Consider the following 18,601-nt stretch of genomic DNA (forward strand, 5'->3'; position numbering starts at 1 on the left):
TTGGAAATTAATTCTAATAAAAAAACCGCCTCAAATTTTAATATTGAGACGGCTTCATTTTTTTAGATTATATTTTGCTTTGTTGTAACTTTTTTATCTTTTTTGTCTTTACAACAACCATCTTTTTTCTTATCTGTACCTTTTTTATCTCCGCAAGATTTACCGTCTTTGTGAGATGAACAACATTTCTTTTGATCTGTTTTATCTTCTTGGAAAAGCATTGCCATTTCTTTAGATACATTTACGTTCTCTACTTTATAAGCTCCGTTTGCAATTTCTTCTACCATTTTCTTAATAGCATCGGTATTTTGCTTCGCATCATCAAACTCTACCGTAGCAGTTTTCGTATCAAAATCAACTTCAGCACTTTTAATGCCGTCCATTTTTGCTAATTTTCCTTCAATAACTTTTGCACAACCAACCGCACAAGCCATTCCTTCTACCTGGAAAGTTGCTTTTTGCATAACACCACTAATACCGTCGCTTGCAACATTATCTTCGACAACATTTGTAGTATCTGTTACTGTATTAGTTGTTGTAGTTTCGTCTTGTTTGTTAGAATTTTGTTTACAGCTTACTAAAAGCGTAGCTGCTAAAAATAACATTGATATTCCTTTTAATGTTTTCATATTTAGATTATTTAGTACTTTACAAAGATATTTATTAATTTCAATATTAGTTACTCATTTATTGAAATTTAATAGGTAACGTAAATGTAGATTTTACCGGCTTTCCATCAATTTTAGCTGGTGTCCATAATTCTGTTTTACGTTCTAAGAAACGTGTAACTTCAAATTTAAAGCCTCCATCGACAGGTTTTATTTCATTAATATTGATTTTTCCTTTCTCATCAACTTCAAACATCACTGAATAAGAGGAATGCTTAAAACTTCTATAGTAAGTGGTGGAAATATATTTTACAAACGATTCGTAAAACGCATTTAAACCTTCTTTAGGATACGCTTTCTCCATGTTTGCTATTTTTCTTTTATCTAATTTAACTGGAATTAAGATGGTTTGTGTATTCGCTAACCCATTATTTTTTCCGGCAACCCATTCGGTATTTTCTACAAACTTTTTTAATTCTTTATAAAATAATGAAGTATAAGGATCCAACGAAGTTAATTTAGCATTAGACAAACTATCTACGGTAACCTGCATTGCAAAGCCTTCTTTTTCATAATAACTGTAAGGAATAGATAATTTTTCTTCAATTTGTTTTGTAAGCATTTCTATTCCTTGTTTGGGATAGGGCTCTATGCTTCGTTGTGCATTTGTAATAAGAGATGTTAAAAATAAAATTAGCAACAGTGTTTTTTTCATTATTATTTTGATTTATTGTTGTTTTAAAGTATCAATAGATTTTTTATAGGCTTCGTAATCTTCATCGTCTTCTTCCAAATCTTCGTTTTTATATTTCCCTAGTTTAATATCTAAATTATCGCTGGTTCCATTCACTGTAATGGGAATACCTATAATGCCAAAAGGAGGCAAGCCCAATCGCATACCAATATTCATTTTACCGTCTAACGTAACCTGCCCTTCCACTCGCGGACGGAAGCCTGCTATCTTAAATTTGGTGCGTTCAATCGTCATTACATTATTTGCTATTGACGTTTTAACCACCACATTTTTTACGTTGGCATCGCGTAAAGCATCGGTTTTTGTTTCGCTGGCAACGGCATTAAATAATTTAAAACCTTTAAACTGAATATTCTCTAAAATTAGATCGCCCGATCCTTTGATAGATTTCATATTCGGAAACATTTCCTGATTCAACGTTCCGTGCAACTGATATTTTAAAGAAGCCAGACCCGAAGCACTTTCTGCAGCCGGAGCCATTTCGCGGAACAATGCCATTTGTTTGTAGGCTTTCTGAATATCGAATTGTTGTGCATCAATATCAAAACTAAACAAAGCGCTTTTGTTGTTTATTGGTTGATACGCTCCGTTTAATAAAAACTGTGTGTCAATTAAACCAAATTTTGCTTCGTGCAATGCCAGTTTCTGATCGAACACTTTTAAAACACCGCTTAAATTATCTAACTGTAAATCGTTGAATTTAACTTTTTGAGCATCTGCGGTTAGTTCAAAATCAATTTTATCGGGAACCAAAATCACGCTTCCACCAGAATTTGACGCAGATGATGCTGTTTTCGTTGCATTCGGATTTGCCGACAACATAAACGAATTAACATCGATAAACTGCGATGTAACCGCCAATTTGCCTTTCAGTGTAGCATTCGGAGTTAGAAAATAATTGATGTAATTTTCCAGATCGCCATTTAACACAAACGTTTGTTTGGCATAGTTCATTTTAATATTTTCCAACTTCATTTGTTTACGGAAGAACTTAAATTTTCCTTCGGTAAAAACAAAATCATGTGGGAAAAATTCCGACTTTATATGAATATCCTTCAAAAGCACAAATCCACGGTTGTTAAGCGATGAAGGATCGTCTGCCCCACCCTTTCCTTTCAATTTCACATCGGTTTCCAACTGTCCTGAAACACTTAATCCGTCAATTGCAAAAACCTTGTACAGATTGCCCAGATTCAGTTTTCCTTTTGTTCCGATATCAAACGTCAAATTATTAAAATTAAACAGATTGGCATCAATCATAAACGGTTCATCCGCCAAAACAAACGAGATTGGCAGTACGTTTACACGCAAATCGTTCAACGAACCGCGCGGCGATGAAATATGCGTTTCCAGATTAATTTTTTCCAAAGGCAGATCGGGCAAGCTGTTGTAACGCAGATAACCGTTTTTAAGTTTAACGATTGATGTTGTAACAGGAATTTTATTGTGATCCAGATCCAAGCGTCCTTTTGCTTTGGTATCAACAGTTAACTGTCCGCCAAAATCAACTTCTTTAATAGGAAAAATATTTTTTACGTTTGAAAGATTCACGAAAGCACGCAAATCGGTATCGGTATTAAAATCGATTAAATTATCAATTTTAAAGCGTCCTTTCACATAATCATCCGCTGCTTTTATATCGATATTTTTTATATCAACTTTCGTAGTTTTATAGTCTCCATTGGTATTTTCGGCATTCAAATCGAAGGTTAACTGATCAATTGCCAAAGGCATTTCGTTCCATTTAAAATAACCGTTTGTCCAATTTGCCTGCACGTTAAATTTAGGAATCTCGGTAATTTCTGTAATTAAAATTCCCTGTTTACTTTTGTGAGAACGAGTGGTGTAATTTCCTTTTGCAGTTCCGTTTAAAACAACATCACCTTTTAGCTGCATGCCCGAAATTGCAAGCGTTTGCCACAATTGCGTAACATTTAAAGCGGCATTTAAATCAGCATCAACAAACATAGGAAATTGATACAACGCCCTGCCTTTTGCATGACCTTTACCCAAATTAAACGCGAAATCGGGAATAGTTACCGTTAACGAATCGGGATTTAACTGCGGTAGATTCAGTTCGGTTTTTGTGTGCAGATTTTGAACCGGAATATTTTGAAATTGTTTGGCAGCAATTGATCCGTTGGCAATATCAAGTTTAATGTTTAAATCGGGATTTGAAACGCTGTCCTGCATCAATCCTTTCAACATTAAATGAATATTCGATATTCCTTTGAACGTCATACCGTCATACCATTTCTGATATTCCTGCGGAACAAGCGAAAATAGATTTTCAAGCGATGCATTGTTGGATTTTACATCTAAATTAAAATTGATTCCCTTTTCTAGAACTGCTACTTTTCCCAAAACATTTAAAGGTAAATTCGCCAAAAGCAGTTCACTTTTATTAAATTCAATAGAAACAGGATCCAAATTCACCTTGGTATTTATGATTCCTTTCAATGGTTTATGATCGACTAAAATACTTTGATCCAACCCGAAAAACAATGATTTTATATCGGCTTCGGTTTCAAAATTCAAATCTTTATCGGTCACCTGAACATTTCCGCCGATATTGGTATTTTTGGTCTGAATTTCTATTTTAGATTGATCGTCCTGATAGAGTACATCGGTATTTTTAACATGGATTTTGTTCAACGCCAAAGAAAAAGAACTGTCGGTAGAGGGTTCATCTGAAGATTTAAAAATAGCGAACGAAAAATTGCCCAGACTGTCGGTTACCACATTAAATTTCCCCTCGTTTACATATAATTTCGTAAACTTAATCTGATCTGAAAACAGACTGAACAAATCGATCCCCAAATCTACAGAATTGCTTTCAACAATTTTAAGATTACCGAATGCTGCAGGAGCTTGAATGCTTAAATCTTTTAACGATACACTTAAATTTGGGAAATTATTAAAAAACGATACGTTTAATTTGGTGAAATTCACTGGTGTGGTAACAAATTCTGCAGTGGCATCTTTTACAGCACTTTCTATTGAATTTTTAAAAAGTTGCGGCGCAATAAGTATCAATCCTATCAACACCAACAGTGAAATGCCTGTATATTTAAGTCCTTTTTTTATTTTTGTGTTCATTTGCAACAATACAATTTTTGCAAAGATAAGGTAGTTATTGTGATTGTTTAAGAATATTTACAGCACTATTCTTGGGTTTGATAAAATTATCGAGTAGCATGCGATTTTCGTTTCATTTTCATAGACAGATTTTCCAATTTGGTTTTCACGTCATTGGTCAATTCATTTTGACTAACATACATTCTAATCTGCATATTTAGTTCATGCAGATAAACACCCATCACAATTTTTTCAAGCTGTAACCGTTCGTATAAATCTGTGAGTAATTTTGTTTTACTTTCATTATCTGCAAAAGCACTGTTCTGTTCCAACACCTTTGCAATTATGGTTTTAAGCAGATTGTATTCGTATGAAGTAAATTTCATTTTAAAAAATTAAAATACGAAGTAACTAAAAAGTATCTAGAAAAGCTGTTTTAGTTATTAACGGTTAAAAATACACTAAAATAAAAAACCTCCAATTCAAATGAATCAGAGGTTTTGTGCGGGTAAAAGGACTCGAACCTTCACACCTTGCGGCACCAGATCCTAAGTCTGGCGTGTCTACCAATTTCACCATACCCGCGGCGTTTTTGATTAAGAACTATTGTTCTTTTAAGACGTTGCAAATATACAAATGCTTTTTTATTCTGCAACAAAATTTCATTAAATTTTTATCATTATATTTGTTGTAAACAATTGAAATCATTCAAATCATAAAATGGAAGTAATAAAAAAATACGTTCAAGAAAATAAGGAACGTTTTATTGATGAGCTAGTTGACTTATTAAAAATCCCTTCAGTTAGTGCCGATAGCGCATACTCTCAAGATGTTTTAAATACTGCCGATAAAGTAAAAGAATTTTTAGAAAAAGCAGGATGTGATACTGTAGAAATCTGCGAAACGCCAGGTTACCCGATTGTTTATGGCGAAAAACACATTAACGACAACCTGCCAACTGTTTTAGTTTACGGACATTACGATGTGCAACCTGCAGATCCTATCGAATTATGGGATTCTCCGCCTTTTGAACCAGTTATCAAGAAAACCGAACTACACCCAGACGGTGCTATTTTTGCTCGTGGTGCTTGCGATGATAAAGGGCAGATGTTTATGCACGTTAAAGCATTAGAATTAATGATGCAGACTGACACGTTGCCTTGTAACGTTAAGTTTATGATTGAAGGCGAAGAAGAAGTTGGATCGGCATCTTTGGCTTGGTTTGTTGAAAGAAATCAAGAAAAATTAAAGAACGATGTTATTTTGATTTCTGATACCGGAATGATTTCTAACACACAACCATCAATCACTACAGGTTTACGCGGTTTAAGTTATGTAGAAGTTGAAGTTACAGGTCCAAACCGTGACTTACACTCAGGCTTATATGGTGGTGCGGTTGCAAACCCAATTAACATTTTATCTAAAATGATTGCTTCGTTGCACGACGAAAACAATCATATTACTATTCCAGGTTTTTATGATAAGGTGGAAGAATTATCAAGAGAAGAACGCGATGAAATGGGCAAACGTCCTTTTTCTTTAGACGATTATAAGAAAGCATTGGATATTAAAGAAATTCACGGTGAAGCCGATTACACAACCAACGAACGAAATTCTATAAGACCAACGTTAGATGTTAATGGAATTTGGGGCGGATACACGGGCGAAGGTGCTAAAACTGTAATTGCATCTAAAGCATTTGCAAAAATTTCTATGCGTTTGGTTCCTAACCAAGATTGGGAAGAAATTACCGAATTGTTCAAGAAGCACTTTGAAAGCATTGCACCGGCATCGGTTAAAGTTGTTGTAAAACCACATCATGGCGGACAAGGCTATGTTACACCTATTGATTCTATTGGATATCAGGCAGCATCAAAAGCTTACAGTGAATCTTTCGGCGTAACTCCAATTCCGGTTCGTTCAGGCGGATCAATTCCTATTGTGGCTTTATTCGAAAAAGAATTAAAATCTAAAACTATTATGATGGGCTTTGGTTTGGATTCTGATGCGATACACTCGCCAAACGAACATTACGGGATCTTCAATTATTTAAAAGGTATTGAGACTATTCCGTTGTTTTACAAGTATTTTACAGAAATGTCTAAATAAATCATAAAAAAAATCCACTTCAATTACGAAGTGGATTTTTTTTACTCTTTTATAATCTTTACTCTTTTATAATCTTTACTCTTTGCATAAATTCATCATTTGCTAATTCAACTACATAAATTCCGTTTGATAAATTTGATATATTAATTTTTGAGTTCCTCAGTGAATTCTCATCAACTATTCTTCCGCTTAAATCATAAATTTTATATTGTAAAGAAAGTTCTTCACCTTCTACAAAAAATTCGTCTTTGGCAGGGTTGGGATATAATTTCCATTTATCAACAACAATTTCTTTAGCAGATGCAAATTCACCTGACTTAATAATAAAATTGTTAGTGAAATTTGTTGGATTTGGTAAAGGCATTGGGTAAGAATTATCTAAAATTATATCTGCAGATTGATTACCAGAAAGAATATAACCTGCTGAACTATAATGCAGAATATTTGTTATGTAAAATCGATTTGGATCAGGGTTATCAGGCACATGTAATTTATAACTTTTTAAAGTTCCATTACTTCCAAAGACACCTAAAATTGCAGAAGTATTACTTATGTTTATGGTTTGGTTATCTATAATTTGAGAATTTAATGCGTGATATGTTGCCACAACATCGTTTTGAACACATTTTATACCATAAATCTTTAAACCACCTTGTATATTTGTATTAGCTTTAGCCCATTGAAAACTTCCTGATGCATTTAATTTAAAAAGATGCCCATACATTCCAGTAGTTGTAAAAGAAGGATTTACAGATGTACCCCAATAATTAACACCACCTGTTGCATTAGCAGATACATAAATATTTCCTGTTCCATCAATATCTAAATCTTCAGCAAATAACAATCTATTGTTCATTACAGTGGGTGCTTTAGCCCAAGATACATTTCCTGCATTGCTATACTTTGCAATAACAGTAACAGCATTATTACTAACAGCATTATTAGTCACAAAAGATACATTCGTAGTACCGAATTTTACAGCCGGCGAAAATAAGTTAGCAATTAAAACAGCATTTCCGTTTTGATCTAATTCTAAATCTACACAATGTGTTCCCATATTATTCTCATTAACACCAACTGTAGTTTCTGAAGTTCTTAACCACTGTAATGAGCCGTTTGTTGCATTAAATTTAGCCAGAAAGGTTTCTGATAATTGCGGATGTACTTGATTTCCAGACACCGTTGTATTTTCTATTGTTAAACTCATTCCCTTATACTGTCCTGCAATAAATATTTCGTTATTGTAAGTTTTTATTTTAGGTTGAATTAAAAATTCATTAATCCTTTTAACCCAAGCAATTTGACCGTTACTATTGAATTTAATTATTAAACTATGAATTTCCGATTGTGGGGGTGCTTGATATAAAACATTGTCAATTGTAATAGCTGCTTGTATTTCTAATAAAGCATATACATTTTTATTATTGTCTTCATGGATTACAGTGAAACCTTCTGAACCACTTCCTCCAAAATGCCAATAGTCTTGTAATACAAAGTTGCCGTTAAATTTTAATATTGCAGTATCGTACCCTAAATTATTACCTACCATACCACTAACATTTGTTATAGTTTGATTTTGAATAGCATAAGATGGTGTGTTAAAATTTACAATGGAATAAATACTATTATTCGTTGTAAGATCAGAATCTATACGTACAGCTTTGGGAATAATAATATGAGAATTTATTTGTGCTTGATGCTTTAAGGTGTTAACAAAAAGAAGTATTAATAATAAGTATTTTAGTTTCATAAAAAATATGCTTTGGTTTTCATAAAAATAGTAGTTTTTTCAAAATAACAAAACTTAAGTTTTAAATTTTTAGATTATTAATAATTTATGCCAGTAATCACGCTAACTATCACTAAAATTTTAAGTAATAAAAAAAGTCCACTTCAATTACGACGTGGACTTTTTTTATAATGTAAACAAAATTACTTTGCAGCTTGCACTGTATCATTTACAACTGTTTCAACAACTTCTGTAGTTAATGCAGTTGTATCAACATTAACCAATGGTTGTTCTGGCGACAGTTCTTCTTCAGCAATAACTGTTGTAGTTCCTTTTGATGGTTCGGGTTGAAAAGTTGAATTACCACAACTTCTGTATAAAAAGAAAATTACTACAATTCCTAACATTAAAGGAATTAAACTAAATTTAAATGAATTTCCGCTTTTGTCTTGACCGTTATGACTCATATTATCTATATATTTTTTTTGTAATCAATTTTAAAACAGCGCAAATATACTATCTTTTTTTAGCTTATTAAATTAGTTTGCTTAAAATATTAAATTCAGTAAAAAAGGCAACATTTAAAATGTTGCCTTTTTTACTAATTTCTTATGCTTAATGCTACTTTTCTATCGGTGAGCCTTAATTCCTCTGACGCATCTGCTGAATGAACTGCAAATTCAGATCCGTACCCTTCGGTACCAACAACTTGTTTGCTTAAACCTTTATCATCTAAAAACTTTTTAACAGCCATAGCACGTTCTGTAGATACTTTTTTGTTTACGGCTTCATTTCCGGTTTTATCGGTATATCCACCAATTTTTATTTTTACTTCAGGATAAGCTTTTAAAATTTGAGCAATATTATCTAACTGTTTTTGCGATTCTGGCAAAACATTTGCTGTTCCATGTTCAAAATTTAAATCATCGAAATTAAACCAAACTTCTTTCAACTGATCTTCAGTCATATTTTTGTATTCGCCTTTATTTAAAAAAGCAACCATTTGATCTTCAATTCCTTCACTATACGCATTTAGCTTAATCTGATCGTTTACCACAATTTCTTTTGTTGTTCGGGTTGTGGTTACTGTAGTTGATGTATCGCTTTGAATGGTATCTGTAACAACCGATTCTTCAATTGTAACATCCCGATTACAGCCACGATATAAAAAGAAGATCAATACAATACCCAATAAAAGTGGAATTAACATGTATTTTAGCATATTACCACCTTTGTTAGGATCAGCATAAGGCGATTCATTTGTTTTAAATTGATCTTTTTCGTTATTGTTCACCACATTGTTAATCACGGCATCGGCATGTGCACGTTCTTCTGTATGTACAGCAGTCGGTTGGTTAATTGTAGAATCTACAGCACCTAACGATCCAAAACCTACAGGAATCATAGATTTTAAAGATGTAAGATTGTTTGACATTACGCCGTTTATTGTTGAAAGATCGAAATTGGCATCTAAGCCTTTAAAATAATCGATAATTCCCAAAAACGCTGTTTTTAATACGCTGTGTGCCGATGTTTGAGAAATGTTGGAAAAAGCCGAAATTCTTTCTACAAATTCCTGCTTATCTGTTCCTAAAAAATCGTCTAAATAAGAAGCTGTTTTTTCTAATTTAAACTCGAATTCGTTTACAGAGTTTGCAAAAACATTCTGAATTTCGCTAAACATTGGTCTTAAATACGCATCGCCTTTGTGATGCATTTTTAAAAGTAGTGCCGGAATGGCAACATCAAAAGCATTGTTTATTGATGCTTCTGTTTCGTTTGTACTAACTGCCAAACTTGAAATAAAGTCGGGCGTAATGTACTGTTTAATTTGATTTACTAACGGATTTTCCATAACAATTTGAATTTTCTTTTCTTAAAGATACTCTTTATTTGATAAATTTTCAAAAAGTTAACATTAAAAAAATCTATTTATTTTTTTGTTCGATCCACAAACTCATATACTTAACAGCCTGTAAACCATTTTGCCACAATATTTTTTGAATGAATAAATTGTTTCGATGAAGTTCAGTATTCTCATAAATTTTCAAAACAGCGTCTTTTAAAATTCCACCCCAAATATTTACAGAAAACTGCTTGTTCAAAATATCAAATCCATTGGCTACTGCCCTATTCCATTCTGCTTCATCTTGGTACAATTTGCAAACAGCCTCAACAAAATCTGTTTCTGTTTCGGCAATAAATCCACCCCAATTTTCGACAAACATTCCTTCGCTTCCAATTTTAGACGTTACGTTTGGTAATCCGTTTTTAAAACCATCAACGAACTTGCCTTTTAAACCCGCACCAAACGGAATTGGTGCAACCAAAACCCGATATTGCTGCATAATCTGGTTCACGTCATCGGCTTTTCCTTTAATTATAAAACCATCGTTAGCATTATTTAGCTGTAATACTTTTTGCGATGCGTAGGCTCCGTAAATATGAATCTGCGTATTTGGCAATCGTTTTTTAATGAATGTCCATATTTTTTTAAGCTGAAGTACCGTTTGATAATTTGGTTCGTGAATAAAATTGCCAATGAACATAAAATCTTTTCGATTATTGAAATCTGAAAAATCATCTTTCTTATCTTTAGAAATTTCGGCTTCAATAAATGGCAGATACAATAATTGTTTTGAAGGAATATTGAAATGATCGATCAACAAATCATATTCAAATTTTGAAATAATAATCGATAAATCAGATCTATAAATAGACGATAATTCTCGGAATGTATCAGGCGTATCATAATTTATTTCGGTATTCGTTTTAAAACTTGTAGTTCGAGCTCTACGCACAAAATGTAAATCTTCGGTATCTAAAACGGATACAATGTTTGGAAATACTTGTTTTACTCGCCAACCAAATTGTTCTTCGGTAATAAATCGATCATAAACAACAATGTCTGGGATTAAATCGGCAATGAAATCATTAAACGACGAATCGTTTAAAACAATATCGTGTGAAACAACATCCAATTCATCAAACGGATGCGAGGCAACCGATTTAGATGCGGCACAGGCAAAATGAATATCGTTTGATATTTTTTTTAATTCATTAATTAACTGCAACATACGCCAACCAGCTGCCGATGAAGTAGGCTCTGGCCAAACCAAACCAATTATTAAAACACGTAATTTCATAAAGCAAATATCGACCTAAATTGTAAAACATGCTAACTGTGCAATTAATTTGTAAATTTGCAAAAAACAAAGTTTATGTTGGGACTTAAATTATTGACCGATCCAAGATGGGCAAATATTGCCGAAGATAATCTAGAAGAAATTTTAAGCGATCATGCGTGGTGCGAACAAAAAGCAGCTACAAATGCCATTACCATTCTTACCTACAATTCTGAACATGAAGATTTAGTTACCGCAATGACAGAAATTGCAATTGAGGAAATGGAACATTTTAAAATGGTACACGATATTATTAAAAAACGTGGTTTTACTTTTGGACGTGAACGTAAAGACGATTATGTGAACCAATTGTTTAAATTTATGCGCAAAGATGGTTCTAGAAACGATGCTTTTATTGATCGTTTGCTATTTGCTGCCATGATTGAAGCTAGAAGTTGTGAGCGTTTTAGAGTGCTTTCGGAAAATATTAAAGACGAAGAATTAGCGAAGTTTTACAGAGATTTAATGATTTCTGAAGCCAACCATTATACTACTTTTTTAAAGTTTGCAAAAAAATACAGTGAACGCGCAAATGTTGATAAACGCTGGAAAGAATGGCTAGATTTTGAAGGTCAGTTAATTCAGAATTACGGAACAAAAGAAACGATTCACGGATAAAAAAACACCTCAATGAGGTGTTTTTAGTTTTCAAAAGTGATGGAATCGGTTAGCTTCTCTTCTTCGTTGAATGTGTACCAAGTACCAATTTTAGTCCATGTTTTTTTAGTTGTATAACTTTTTCCTATCTGATTTATTTTTCCGTTTTTATGATACAACACATCTACATAATAGGGATAAAAATATTTTTCTGACCGAAAAAGTGTATCGTTATTGTAATATTTCCAAACACCTTTTTCTCGACCATACTTATCATATTTACCTTTAATTATACTCTTTTCTGTTTTTGTGCCTGAAACGTATTTCCATCTGCCGACTTCTACTCCATTTTTTTTCTGATTGATTTTGCAGGAAACAAGAAATACTACAAAAAATAAAATGGCTATCTTCATTTAGTTTTCAACTTCATTTAACGGTTGATTTATCTTAATTTTAATAGGCAGTGTAAAGGTTGATCGTACAACTTGACCTTCATTTTCTGCGGGTTGCCACTTAGGCATTGTTTGCAAAACCCGTATTGCTTCGTTAGCTGCTGTTTCATTTCCACCGCCTACTGCAATAATATTTGAAAAGCTACCATCTTTTTCTACAATAAATTTTAATCTGGCTGAAATTAATGTATCATTTGTAGTAATTGTTTTTGTATCAAAAGCCCTCATAAAATTATGAAAAAAAGATTGCAGACCTTCTCTTGGAGCAGCCTTTTTCTCTACAAAACTATGAGCATCAGCATATTTTTTTTCTATTTCTTTTATATCTTGATAATCATTTTTTACTTGTGCAGATCTTTTTAATTCATCTAAAGTTAGTTTCTCTTTTTCTTCTTTAGATACCGATTTAAGTTCGTATGTGAAATCTTTTTCATTTTGAACAACTCCATATCTATTGTAAATTGATACTTTTAAATTTTCATCTACAACATAAAAATAAACACTGCCTTTATGACTAAAGTAGCCACTGCTTTTTTCACCTTTAATATAAGCCAGAATAATTGGGTTATTCTTAATCTCATCTTTTGTTTCTTCACTAATTGGTTCGGTAGATTTAATTTCTTGAGGACGATTAACTGCTTGTTCAACTACATTTGATATTTTATCTTCAACCTTTTTAATTTCGGCTGCTTTGGTTTCAATTCCAACAAAACCAACATACGTTACTGCAATGGTTAACGAATAAAAAATTGTTCCCCATACTTTTCCTTTCTGTGTGTTTTTCATCATAATAAATCGTTTTTTTAAATTGTTAAAATGAATAGAACTGCTTAATGCAACAATTGGCTGATTATTGTCATAATAGTCCAAAATTAGTTCTTGGTAATTTTTAAGATTATTTGTTTTTTGCAAACTAAATTCATCTGCAAGATATTCGTGATTTTCTTGGATAATTCTTTTGAAATAGTAGATTAAAGGCTGAAACCACAACACTATTTTTAATGCTTCTACTAATAAAATATCTATTGAATGTTTTTGTTTTACGTGCGCTTGTTCGTGATACAGAATAGCCGGGTTTAAAGCTTTACTTTTCCATTCCACATCACTTACATAGATTGTGTTATAAAAAGTGAAAGGTGCAATAACTTTATTACTTATAATTAAGTTTCCAAACGATGTACTGACTTTTTTGCCCGATTTTTTAATTCGTAAAATTTTGAACAGATTATATAAAAAGCGCGTAAGGAAAACACTGCTAACAAAAACATAAAGCATGGCTAAAATTGAAATGCCTTTTTCTGGAACATTTTCAACAATTATAACAGGAATGTTGGGTAACTGATCAAAAATATACTCTTTAGTTTCAACAATTTTGTTGTGCGGCACTAAAAACTGAAAATCAAACAAAGGCACAGCCAATGCAAAAACAATACTTGCAAGTAAATAATATCTTATAAATTGTAATGATTTTTTACTTTCTAAATTCCATTTAAATATCAAACAAAATATCAATAGTAAAAAAGTTGATTTTATAAAATAAAGCATCATAACTACTTATTTTTAAGTTCATCATCTATTAAATCGCGAAGTTTTTGTAATTCGTCTTTTGTCAGGGTTGCCTCTTTTGCAAAGAAAGAAGCAAATTGTGACGTGGAATTATCAAAAAAATGTTTAATCATATTTTTCATTTGTTTAGAAAAATAGTTTTCTTTCTTTACAATTGCGAAATACAAACGGGTATTTCCAATTTCGTCGTATCCAACAAAACCTTTATCAATCAATTTTTTTACTGTTGTAGCAACAGTCGTTTTAGCAGGTTTTGGATCGCTGTAACTATCAATTAAATCTTTAAGAACAATTTTATCACGTTTCCAAATGTATTGCATAAGTTGTTCTTCTGCATTTGTTAATTTCATATTCTATAAAATTAGAATTAGTTCTATAAATGTAGAACAATTTTTTAAATAAAAAAACAGATCAACTGTTTTTTTTGTTTTTTTTTAATTTAAACGTCTAATTAAAGTATTACCACTTTCACTATTATTTGTTAAATTCACCGTTAACTGTAAATAGGAGTTTACCGGTTTATTATCTATACGACCCGGAATCCACTGCGTTGCTTTTTCAATAGCCTTTTGAATTTCATTATTACACAAATCAACATCAGCTTTTACAAACTCAACCTTAGCAACTTTACCTTTATCTGTAATTAAAACATCAATAATAACCGTAGAATCTTTTCCTTTAAAAGATCCTCTTTTACAATTTTTAGTAGCATCTTTAATCTGTTTAAGAATCACTTCATACCCTCCACGATAAGTTGCCATAACATCTACATCACGATATACAGGAAGTTCTCTAATAACAACTTTTTTGTTTTCTGCTGCTGTTTGTGCACTTACATTTAATGTAAACAGCACAAAAAATAAATAAACAATTTTTGTTTTCATAAGTAAATAAGTATGTTTTTAATACTTACAAAAATACAATTTAGTTAGTAATAACATAATTTTTATTTTTTTGTTTTAGTTTGCTATTTTTGCTTAAAAAAAGTGAAAACGTTTAACTACAAAAATACAACCATACATTACAGCGATTTGGGTAAAGGCAACGCCGTATTGTTGGTACATGGTTTTTTAGAAGATTCTTTCATGTGGAACGATTTAACCTCGCATTTAAAAACACGTTACCGAGTTATTTCTGTTGATCTTTTAGGTCACGGAAAAAGTGAATGCTACGGATATGTACATACAATGGAAGATCAGGCTGACATGCTTTTTGCTTTGATTTCTGAATTACGTTTGCGCAAGGTTTCATTAATTGGGCATTCTATGGGCGGATACATTGCGTTGGCTTTTGCCGAATTGTATCCTGATAATGTTCGATCGTTGATTCTTTCAAATTCATCTGCACAGCCAGATTCTGATGAACGTAAAATAAATCGCGACCGTGCAATTGATGTGGTAAAAAAGAACAGTAATGCTTTTATTAGAATGGCAACACAAAATTTATTCGATAAAGATGCACACAACCTTTTTGCCGATAAAATAGAAGCTTTTACTCAACAAGCTTTAAAAACGCCTTTACAAGGAATTATTGCTGCTTTAGAAGGCATGAAAATTAGAATAGATCGCGAAGCATTATTGCATTTTAGTCCGTACCCGAAATTGATTATTGCCAGCGAAAACGACACCATTATTCCTTTAGATGATATTAAAAATCAAGTTGCAGATGCCGAAGTTTCTTTTGAAATTATTCCCGGCGGACATGTTTCAACTATTGAACAAGAAGCTAAAATCGCTACAATCATTACATCATTTCTAAAGAAAAACGGCTAAATTACCGTTTCTTCAAATACCGTTTCGGGATCTAAAATAGTATTCAGTAAACTGATTAATTCCGCTTTAAAATCAATCAATAAATCATCGGTAATAAACTCGTTTAAAACTTTATCTTCTTTTAAACCAAAAAGTAAATATCCCGATTTTCTATTCTTAAACGAATAAATACCCGCTTGAACAGGCAAATAGGTATTGCTTTTATACATTAAACCGTACATAAGTAATTGGATTGCTTTTTCGAACTTTAAATCTGTCGTAATTCCACTAATTTCTTTTATTTGAACCTGATTTAAATCTACTTTTCCTGTTTTATAATCAATAATCCGGACCACATTATTACGAATTTCAATTCTATCGGCAATTCCCGACAATTTTATAGCGTACGGTAAATTGGCATCTTCAAGAACAGTTTCCAAAGTTTGTTCTAAACCCATTATGGTAACATCATCTCCATTCTCTAACATTTCTTTTTCTAACATTAAAAAATGATACACGTTACGTTTTGCAACTTCAAACGCTAAAAGATTTTTTCCATATTTATCGGCACTTTCGGAATAATTTAGTTGAAACTGCTTCACAATTTCTGTTTGATACTTTTGCAACATTTCATCAACCATTGCAATGGTTAATTTTTGATTTATAACAGGCTTGTACAATTCTTCCAGAGCGCCGTGAATAATAGTTCCCAAAGTATTTAAGGCGATATTTTCTTCTACTTCATCTAACTCCCGAATACCCAAAACACGCTGCATGTAAAACTGCATGGGATTACGCATATAATTTCCGATTGCCGAAGGAGAAAAGCCTTTATCTGAAGCAATTTCTTTCAATCGATTTTGCAATAATTCCGATTTTTCAATCACTAAAGGTTCACTAATTGTGTCGGGATATTTTGCAAAGTAATTATTCACTTTTATGTTGTGATTTACCTGCGGATCTAAAATCAATTGCGTTATAAATCTACTTTTTTCGCCAGCATCTAAACCTTCGGAATTTGAATTATATAAAAGATAAATATTCTTAGCGCGCAACAACAAATGGTAGAAATGGTAGGTATAAATAGCATCTTTTTCTCGGAAAGTTGGCAAACCCAATTCCATTTTCACATCGTACGGAATAAACGAATTAGCCGATTTCCCTGCAGGAAATTTCCCTTCGTTTAATGAAGTAATAATCACATTGTCAAAATCTAAAACTCGACTTTCTAAAACACCCATTACCTGTAAACCTTCCAACGGTTCGCCTTCAAAAGATACTTCAGCCAGATCTGCGACCTGCTTGTAAATGGTTACAAATTGCTGGGCATTTTCAATAACTTTATATTTTAATTGATAATTTTTAATCTGCGTTAAAACCTGATGAAATGCGTAGAGAAATGTAAGTGAAACATCATCGTTATTCTGTCGTAAATACGTTCTAATTTCAAAAACAATCGCTTCAATTCTGTCAATGATTTCAATAACATCAATATTCCAATCTTTAATAATCAGCTGTAAAAAAGAATTATCTGTTGGAACAAAATCTAATGTAGAGAAACTAAAAAAAGATAAATTTCGTTTATTAATGCCATCAACAACCTTTTTTGAAGCTGCTAGATTTTCAATTAACGAATGCGACAACACATCTAAAACTTCTTTATGATAAAAAGTTGCTTTGCTTTTTCCGCGGTTCAACGCATTGACGTGCATTTTAAAAAACTTTGCAAAAAACAATTGTATTGGGTTTGATTTACTGTCGTAATTCATTGTTACATTCAACGAGGCTACTGTATTTGGCAACGCATAAAGTACTGGAATCAACAAATTTTCTTCGGATAAAACAACCGCCGTTTTTTGCAGATTTTCATTAGATTTTTGAAGTTCTTCTACAATTGATCCCACAATTTTTGCCTGCCCAACAGATTTCGGAGTACTGATAATCTCGATATTTTTTGACTGTTTGAATTCATCAACAATCCAATCATAAGGATGCGATTTATAGTACGACCAATTTTGTTTGATTTTTCGAGCGAAATATCCTGCGCCGTGATCTGGATCGTTTAGAAAAACAGCATCGGTATCCCAATAAACTTTCGCTAAACCGTTTTTTAATAATTTTTGTATAATGTGTTCTTCTGCCTGATTTAATGCGTTAAAACCAGCAAAATAAATGGTTTTAGAAGTATTTTCTTTCATAAAAACATCAAGCTTATCAACAGCAAGTCTATAAACCAATCCCTGATAGCCTGAATTTTGCTCTATTAAATGTTTGGTAAACGCATTGTAATAGGTTGGTAACTGATCCCAAAACGTGAGGTAATTATCTATTAAAGCACTTCGATCTTCTGCTTTTACAGACCAATGGTTTATATCATCAATGTTTTTAAGATAATCAAAAACATGACTTGGCTTTAGCAAATAACGATCTATTTCATTAAAATCTTGTAGCAGCATTTTTGCCCAATTGCTGAATTGTTCAAAATCTTGCTGTACATTTTGCGGAGTGATTTCCTTATAAACTTCATAAAATTCAAAAAGCTGTTCAACACCTGTTAAGGTATTCATCTTTGAAATTCTTGTTATTAGATCTTCTATACTAATAATTTCAGGTGCAAAAAAGGTTTTGGATGATGTGCTTTTAAAAGCCTCTAACAAAAACAATCTTGCACGTTTATTTGGAAGAACAATAACCGTATTTGTAAAATTCAAGTTACAATCGTTTGCGATTTGCTGTGCTATTTTATGTAGAAAGTAAGTTGTATTCATTTTA

Annotated in this window: 16 protein-coding genes and 1 tRNA gene; 3 read left to right on the forward strand and 14 right to left on the reverse strand. The window is 32.2% G+C overall.

Annotated elements, in window-relative coordinates:
• Positions 1-62: 62 nt before the first annotated feature.
• The 5 genes from EG242_RS01040 to EG242_RS01060 all read right to left on the reverse strand — a co-directional run bounded on the left by EG242_RS01040 (position 63) and on the right by EG242_RS01060 (position 5,025).
• The gene (locus EG242_RS01040; protein WP_235831840.1) at positions 63-629 is read right to left on the reverse strand and encodes a heavy-metal-associated domain-containing protein; all 567 of its coding nucleotides are present in this window, start codon (positions 627-629) and stop codon (positions 63-65) included.
• A 58-nt stretch (positions 630-687) separates the two neighbouring features.
• Positions 688-1,323, reverse strand: a complete 636-nt coding sequence (locus tag EG242_RS01045) for a hypothetical protein (RefSeq protein WP_124898069.1) — start codon at positions 1,321-1,323, stop codon at positions 688-690.
• Positions 1,324-1,335: 12 nt separating this feature from the next.
• Complete coding sequence (locus EG242_RS01050; protein ID WP_124898070.1) at positions 1,336-4,461, reverse strand: AsmA family protein; 3,126 nt, start codon at positions 4,459-4,461, stop codon at positions 1,336-1,338.
• An 86-nt stretch (positions 4,462-4,547) separates the two neighbouring features.
• Positions 4,548-4,826 (reverse strand): hypothetical protein, encoded by a 279-nt coding sequence (locus EG242_RS01055; RefSeq protein ID WP_124898071.1) that lies wholly within the window; start codon positions 4,824-4,826, stop codon positions 4,548-4,550.
• A 117-nt stretch (positions 4,827-4,943) separates the two neighbouring features.
• Positions 4,944-5,025 (reverse strand) — tRNA-Leu (locus EG242_RS01060).
• 135 nt (positions 5,026-5,160) lie between these two features.
• Here EG242_RS01060 and EG242_RS01065 point away from each other — a divergent pair.
• Positions 5,161-6,549, forward strand: a complete 1,389-nt coding sequence (locus EG242_RS01065; RefSeq protein ID WP_124898072.1) for a dipeptidase — start codon at positions 5,161-5,163, stop codon at positions 6,547-6,549.
• A 58-nt stretch (positions 6,550-6,607) separates the two neighbouring features.
• Here EG242_RS01065 and EG242_RS01070 read toward each other — a convergent pair whose 3' ends face one another.
• From EG242_RS01070 to EG242_RS01085, 4 genes are all read right to left on the reverse strand, one after another.
• Positions 6,608-8,299: a T9SS type A sorting domain-containing protein gene (locus EG242_RS01070; protein WP_124898073.1), complete on the reverse strand. Its 1,692-nt coding sequence runs from the start codon at positions 8,297-8,299 to the stop codon at positions 6,608-6,610.
• Positions 8,300-8,481: 182 nt separating this feature from the next.
• Positions 8,482-8,745: a hypothetical protein gene (locus tag EG242_RS01075; protein ID WP_124898074.1), complete on the reverse strand. Its 264-nt coding sequence runs from the start codon at positions 8,743-8,745 to the stop codon at positions 8,482-8,484.
• A gap of 134 nt (positions 8,746-8,879) precedes the next feature.
• Complete coding sequence (locus tag EG242_RS01080) at positions 8,880-10,133, reverse strand: OmpA family protein (RefSeq protein ID WP_124898075.1); 1,254 nt, start codon at positions 10,131-10,133, stop codon at positions 8,880-8,882.
• Between the two features lie 73 nt (positions 10,134-10,206).
• Complete coding sequence (locus EG242_RS01085) at positions 10,207-11,424, reverse strand: glycosyltransferase family 4 protein (protein WP_124898076.1); 1,218 nt, start codon at positions 11,422-11,424, stop codon at positions 10,207-10,209.
• A 75-nt stretch (positions 11,425-11,499) separates the two neighbouring features.
• Here EG242_RS01085 and miaE point away from each other — a divergent pair, with 75 nt between their 5' ends.
• Positions 11,500-12,081 (forward strand): tRNA-(ms[2]io[6]A)-hydroxylase, encoded by a 582-nt coding sequence (miaE, locus tag EG242_RS01090; RefSeq protein ID WP_124898077.1) that lies wholly within the window; start codon positions 11,500-11,502, stop codon positions 12,079-12,081.
• A 23-nt stretch (positions 12,082-12,104) separates the two neighbouring features.
• Here the strand turns inward: miaE and EG242_RS01095 are convergent, their stop codons facing one another.
• The 4 genes from EG242_RS01095 to EG242_RS01110 all read right to left on the reverse strand — a co-directional run bounded on the left by EG242_RS01095 (position 12,105) and on the right by EG242_RS01110 (position 14,962).
• The gene (locus EG242_RS01095; RefSeq protein WP_124898078.1) at positions 12,105-12,473 is read right to left on the reverse strand and encodes a hypothetical protein; all 369 of its coding nucleotides are present in this window, start codon (positions 12,471-12,473) and stop codon (positions 12,105-12,107) included.
• Positions 12,474-14,060, reverse strand: a complete 1,587-nt coding sequence (locus EG242_RS01100; RefSeq protein ID WP_124898079.1) for a M56 family metallopeptidase — start codon at positions 14,058-14,060, stop codon at positions 12,474-12,476.
• Positions 14,061-14,062: 2 nt separating this feature from the next.
• Positions 14,063-14,428: a BlaI/MecI/CopY family transcriptional regulator gene (locus tag EG242_RS01105; RefSeq protein ID WP_124898080.1), complete on the reverse strand. Its 366-nt coding sequence runs from the start codon at positions 14,426-14,428 to the stop codon at positions 14,063-14,065.
• 84 nt (positions 14,429-14,512) lie between these two features.
• Positions 14,513-14,962, reverse strand: coding sequence for an energy transducer TonB (locus tag EG242_RS01110; protein ID WP_124898081.1), 450 nt, complete (start codon positions 14,960-14,962; stop codon positions 14,513-14,515).
• A gap of 102 nt (positions 14,963-15,064) precedes the next feature.
• On the opposite strand from EG242_RS01110, the gene EG242_RS01115 reads away from it, so the two are divergent.
• A complete protein-coding gene (locus EG242_RS01115; RefSeq protein ID WP_124898082.1) occupies positions 15,065-15,850 on the forward strand; it encodes an alpha/beta fold hydrolase in 786 nt (261 codons plus the stop codon).
• Here EG242_RS01115 and EG242_RS01120 read toward each other — a convergent pair.
• Positions 15,847-18,597: a PD-(D/E)XK nuclease family protein gene (locus EG242_RS01120; RefSeq protein ID WP_124898083.1), complete on the reverse strand. Its 2,751-nt coding sequence runs from the start codon at positions 18,595-18,597 to the stop codon at positions 15,847-15,849. The genes EG242_RS01115 and EG242_RS01120 overlap by 4 nt on opposite strands.
• Positions 18,598-18,601: the final 4 nt, after the last annotated feature.

The sequence above is a fragment of the Paenimyroides viscosum genome, assembly GCF_003858535.1.
Classification (GTDB): domain Bacteria; phylum Bacteroidota; class Bacteroidia; order Flavobacteriales; family Flavobacteriaceae; genus Flavobacterium; species Flavobacterium viscosum.